At 70.4% G+C, this 5,685-nt stretch carries 1 protein-coding gene; it reads left to right on the top strand.

Going from position 1 to position 5,685, the window contains the following annotated elements:
- A partial coding sequence (locus ABZ260_RS45295) for an SDR family NAD(P)-dependent oxidoreductase (protein WP_355630501.1) occupies nt 1-5,685 on the top strand: 5,685 nt, incomplete at both ends.

Here is a 5,685-nt window from a genome sequence, read left to right as displayed (position 1 = left end):
CTGGGGTCGATCAAGTCGAACATCGGTCACACCCAGGCCGCGGCGGGTGTGGCGGGTGTGATCAAGATGGTCATGGCGATGCGCGAGGGCGTGGTGCCGCGCACGTTGCATGTGGTCGCGCCGTCGTCGCACGTGGACTGGAGCGAGGGCGCGGTCGAGTTGGTGACCGAGCCGGTGGAGTGGCCGGAGGCCGGTCGTGCGCGCCGGGCGGGGGTGTCGTCGTTCGGGATCAGCGGCACCAACGCCCACGTGATCATCGAACAGGCCCTGGAGGTCGCAACCGAGGAGGCTCCGCAAGGACCGGAGGCTTCACGAATCGGGGCGGAGCCGGGCGCGAAGGACCAGGCGTCGGCTACCGGTGTGGTGCCGGTGCTGGTGTCGGGCCGTACGGCTGGGGCGCTGCGGGCACAGGCCGAGCGTCTGGCCGCGCACGTGGAGGGCCACGATGAGCCGGCCTTGGCCGATGTGGCGTTCTCGCTGGCCACGACGCGGTCGGCGTTCGAGCGTCGTGCGGTGGTGGTGGGTGCTGATCGTACGGAGTTGGTGCGGGGTCTGGCCGCGGTGGCCGAGGGGGCGCCGGCCGCCGGTGTGGTGACCGGTTCGGCGCGGGGTGCGGCCAAGGTCGCATTCCTGTTCACCGGTCAGGGCAGTCAGCGGGCGGGGATGGGCCGGGAGTTGTATGCGCGGTTCGCGGTGTTCGCGCGGGCGTTGGATGAGGTGATCGCCGAGCTTGACCCGCTGCTGGAGGGGGTCGACCAGGAGCCGGATGGCGCGTCGGTTGAGCGGGCAGGTCGTTACCGGGGCTGTTCGCTGCGGGAGGTGTTGTTCGCCGAGCCGGGCAGCGAGTTGGCGGGGTTGCTGGATCTGACGGGGTGGGCGCAGCCGGCGTTGTTCGCGGTGGAGACGGCGTTGTTCCGGCTGGTGTCCTCGTGGGGGGTGCGGCCGGATGTGCTGGCCGGGCATTCGATCGGGGAGATCACCGCGGCGCATGTGGCGGGGGTGTTGTCGCTGGCCGATGCGTGTGTGCTGGTGGCGGGTCGGGCGCGGTTGATGCAGGTGCTCCCGGCGGGTGGGGTGATGGTGTCGGTGCGGGCGTCTGAGGAGGAGGTCGCCGCTCTGCTGGCCGGGCGTGAGGACGAGGTGTCGGTCGCGGCGGTGAACGGTCCGGCTTCGGTGGTGATCTCCGGGGTTGAGGAGGCGGTGCTTGAGGTGGCGGCCGTGCTGGAGGAGCGCGGGGTCAAGACGCGGCGGTTGCGGGTGTCGCATGCGTTCCATTCGCCGTTGATGGATCCGATGCTGGAGGACTTCCGCGCGATCGCCGGGACGCTCACCTACGACTCGCCGCGCATCCCGGTGGTGTCCACCCTGACCGGGGAGCAGGCGACGGCTGAGCGGTTGTGCTCGCCGGGCTACTGGGCCGACCAGGTGCGTGGCGCGGTCCGCTTCGCCGACGGCGTCCGTGCGTTGCATGGTCTGGGTGTACGGGCATATCTGGAACTGGGCCCCGATGGGGTGCTGAGCGCGATGGCCCAGGACACCCTTGCCACGCTCGCCGGCTCGGACGCCAACGTGCACGAGTCGGCCACCGTGCTGGTGCCGGTGTTGCGCAGGGACCGGGATGAGCAGAGCACGGTGATGTCGGCGCTGGCCGAGTTGCACGTGCACGGGGTGCCGGTCGATTGGCGTGCGGTGCTGCCGGGTGGGCGCCGGGTTGAACTGCCCACGTACGCCTTCGAGCATCGGCGGTACTGGCCCGAGAACACCGGCGCCGGTATGGGGAATGTGGCGGCGGCGGGGTTGGCCGCGACGTATCACCCGCTGCTGGGTGCGGCGCTGGGTCTGGCCGATTCGGATGGGGCGGTGCTGAGCGGGCGGTTGTCTCTGCGATCACATCCATGGCTGGCCGATCACATGGTGGCCGGAACGGTGATTTTCCCGGGTACCGGATTCCTGGAGCTGGCGATCCGGGCGGGTGACCAGGTCGGCTGTGACATGGTGGAGGAGCTGACCCTGATTGCGCCGCTGGTGCTGGATGAGCGGGAAGCGGTCGTGGTGCAGGTGTCGGTGGGTGCGCCCCAGGAGTCGGGCCGCCGGACGGTGAACATGTATGCCCGTGCTGCCGACGCCCCGGATGATCAGCCGTGGATACAGCATGCGACCGGTGTGCTGGTGGGCAGTGGCCGGATGGCCGAGATGTTCGACGCGAGTGTGTGGCCGCCGGCTGCGGCGACCGCGATCGAGCTGGACGGGTTGTATGAGGGGCTGGCCGCGGGCGGCTTCGACTATGGTCCGGTGTTCCAGGGGCTGCGGGCGGCATGGCGGGGTGAGGAGGGGATCTTCGCCGAGGTCGCCCTTCCCGAACAGGCGGCCTCGAGCGCGGGCGCGTTCGGGGTGCATCCGGCGTTGCTGGACGCGGTGCTGCACGCCCTGGCGTTCATAGGACTGGAGCAGGCCGAGGGTGGCCGGTTGCCGTTCTTTTGGGGTGAGGTGTGTCTGCACGCGTCCGGGGCGTCGGCGCTGCGGGTTCGGCTGGTCAAGACGGGCGATGAGGCGGTGTCGCTGACGGCGGTGGACGCCGCGGGGGAACCGGTGTTGTCGGTGCGCTCCCTGGTGTTGCGGCCGATCTCGCGCGACCGGCTGGCTGCCGCCGACGGCGGCCGCGGGGTGGATCGGGACGCGCTGTTCCGGCTGGAGTGGACTGTGCTGCCCGATCTGCCGGTGACCGATCCGACGGTGGCGGCAGCGGTCGGGTGCGCGGTGCTTGAGCCTGACACGCTGGGGCTCACGGATGTGTGGGATGCGGCCGGGTGGTCGGTCGCGGTTCATCGGGATCTGTCGGCGTTGGTTGAGGCGGGTCCGGTGCCGGCTGTGGTGCTGGCCGAGGTGGCCACGGCGGCGTGCGGAGCCGTGGACGTGGTGGAGTCGGCGCATGAGGTCACCGCCGGCGTGCTGGGCTTGTTGCAGGGGTGGCTGGCCGATGAGCGGTACCGCGACTCCTGTCTGGTGGTGACGACATGCGGTGCGGTGGCGACCGGTGAGGGGGAGTCCCCCGATCCGGTGGCTGCCGCGGTGTGGGGTCTGGTGAGGTCGGCGCAGTCGGAGAATCCGGGCCGGTTCGTGCTGGTGGATGTGGACGGGCAGGAGTCCTCGCTGTCGGTGTTGCCGGCGGTGTTGCCCGCGCTCATGTCCTCGGGCGAGCCGCAGGCGGTGGTGCGCCACGGCGAGGTGCGGGTGGCTCGGCTGGCGTCGCTGGGTTCGGGGGCGGGGTTGCTGCCTCCGGGCGGTGGGGTGCCGTGGCGGCTGGGCAGCCGGGCCAAGGGCAGCCTGGACGCGCTGGAACTGCTGCCGTTCCCGGAGGCGGCCGAGGCGTTGGGGGCCGGTCAGGTGCGGGTGGCGGTGCGTGCGGCGGGCGTGAACTTCCGCGATCTGCTGGACGGGTTGAACGCGCTGGGCTGGTGGCAGGACAAGGTCGGCCTGATGGGCAGCGAGGCCGCCGGGGTGGTACTGGAGGTCGGCCCCGGGGTGGAGAGCCTGCGCCCCGGGGATCGGGTGACGGGTCTGGCCGAGGGCGCCTTCGGCCCGGTGATGATCATCGACGCTACAGCCGTGGCCAAAATTCCCGATCACTGCTCTTTCGAGCAGGCGGCGACGATCCCGGTGGCGTTCCTGACGGCCTATTACGGGCTGATGGACCTGGCCGCTCTGCGGGCGGGTGAGTCGCTGCTGGTGCACGCGGGTGCCGGTGGTGTGGGGATGGCGGCGATCCAGCTGGCTCAGCGGCTTGGGGTGGAGGTGTTCGCCACAGCCGGCCCGGCCAAGTGGGAGGTGCTGCGTTCGCTGGGCATCCCCGAGGATCACATCGCCTCCTCCCGGGATCTGGAGTTCGAGGAGTGCTTCCGGCAGGTGTGCGGGGAGCGGGGGATCGATGTGGTGCTGAACTCGCTGACGGGTGAGTTCATCGACGCCTCGGCGCGGCTGCTGGCCCCAGGGGGCCGGTTCATAGAGATCGGCAAGCTGGACATCCGCGACCAGGAGCAGTTCCCGGAGGGGCTGACCTACCGGTGGTTCGACCTGGGGGATGTCGGCCCCGAGCGGCTGGAGCAGATGCTGGGCGAGTTGATGGGGTTGTTCGCCTCGGGTGAGTTGCGGCCGTTGCCGTTCACGGCGTGGGATGTGCAGCGGGGCCGGGAGGCGTTCCGGTTCATGAGCCAGGCCCGGCACACCGGCAAGATCGTGCTGACCATGCCGCGGCGGTGGGACCCGGACGGAACGGTGCTGATCGCTGGTGGCACCGGTGGTCTGGGTGCGGAGCTGGCCCGGCATGTGGTGGCCGAACACGGGGTGCGGCACCTGCTTTTGGCCGGCCGCCGGGGGTTGGAGGCTCCGGGTGCGGTGGAGTTGCAGGCCGAGCTGATCGCGCATGGGGTCGAGGTCGCGGTCGTGGCATGTGATGTGGCGGATCGGGAGCAGGTGGCGGCGTTGCTGGCGCAGGTCCCGGCCGAGCATCCGCTCACCGCGGTGGTTCATGCGGCGGGTGTGCTGGATGACGGGACGATCGCGTTGCTGTCGAAGGAGCGGCTGGACACCGTGCTGCGGCCGAAGGTGGATGCGGCGTGGCATCTGCATGAGCTGACCCAGGACATGGACCTGGCGGGATTTGTGCTGTTTTCGTCGGTGGCCGGGACGTTCGGTGGGCCGGGGCAGGGCAACTACGCGGCGGCGAACACGTTTTTGGATGCGCTGGCCGAGCATCGGCGTGCGCTGGGCCTGGCCGGGGTGTCGGTTGCGTGGGGTGCTTGGGCGCAGGACGCGGGGATGACGGGCACGCTGGGCCAGGCGGATATGCGGCGGATTGAGCGGGCGGGGATTTCGGCCTTGACGGTCGAGCAGGGGCTGGCGTTGTTCGACGCGGCTGCTGCGGTGGGTCCTGCGGTGGTGGTGGCGGCGCGGTTGGATGCGTCGGCGGTGGTGCGGGCGGGTGGTGAGGTGCCGCATCTGCTGCGGGGGTTGGTGCGGGGGGTCCGCCGGTCGGCGGCCTCGGCGTTGGTGCCGGCAGGTGACGGGGCACTGGGTGCGCGATTGGCCGGGATGGGTGAGGCCGATCGGGTTCGGTTCGTGCTGGAGTTGGTGCGCACGCAGGCGGCGATGGTGCTGGGGCATGCGTCGCCCGATGCGGTGGAGGTGCGGTGGGAGTTCCGTGACCTGGGCTTTGACAGTCTCACCGCGGTGGAGTTGCGTAACCGGCTGAACGCGGCGACGGGGTTGCGGTTGCCGGCGACGCTGGTGTTCGACTACCCGACGCCGGTCGTGCTGGCGGATTTCCTGCTGGGCGAGTTGCTGGGTGAGCAGGCCGATGCGGCTGTGCTGTCGCCGGTGGTGCGTTCGGTGGCGGACGACCCGGTCGTGATCGTGGGGATGGCGTGCCGCTATCCGGGCGGGGTCGCCTCTCCGGAGGATCTGTGGCGGCTGGTGATCGAGGAGACCGACGCGATCACCGGTTTCCCGACCAACCGCGGTTGGGATCTGAAAGGTATCTATGATCCGGATCCCGGCCGGGTGGGGACGTCGTACACCCGTCATGGTGGGTTCCTGCATGATGCCGATGAGTTCGATCCGGGGTTCTTCGGGATCTCGCCGCGTGAGGCGTTGGCGGTTGATCCGCAGCAGCGGTTGTTGCTGGAGGTG

It is taken from the genome of Streptosporangium sp. NPDC006013 (genome assembly GCF_040614275.1).
Taxonomy (GTDB): Bacteria; Actinomycetota; Actinomycetes; order Streptosporangiales; family Streptosporangiaceae; genus Streptosporangium.
This window is presented reverse-complemented; position numbering and strand designations above follow the sequence as displayed.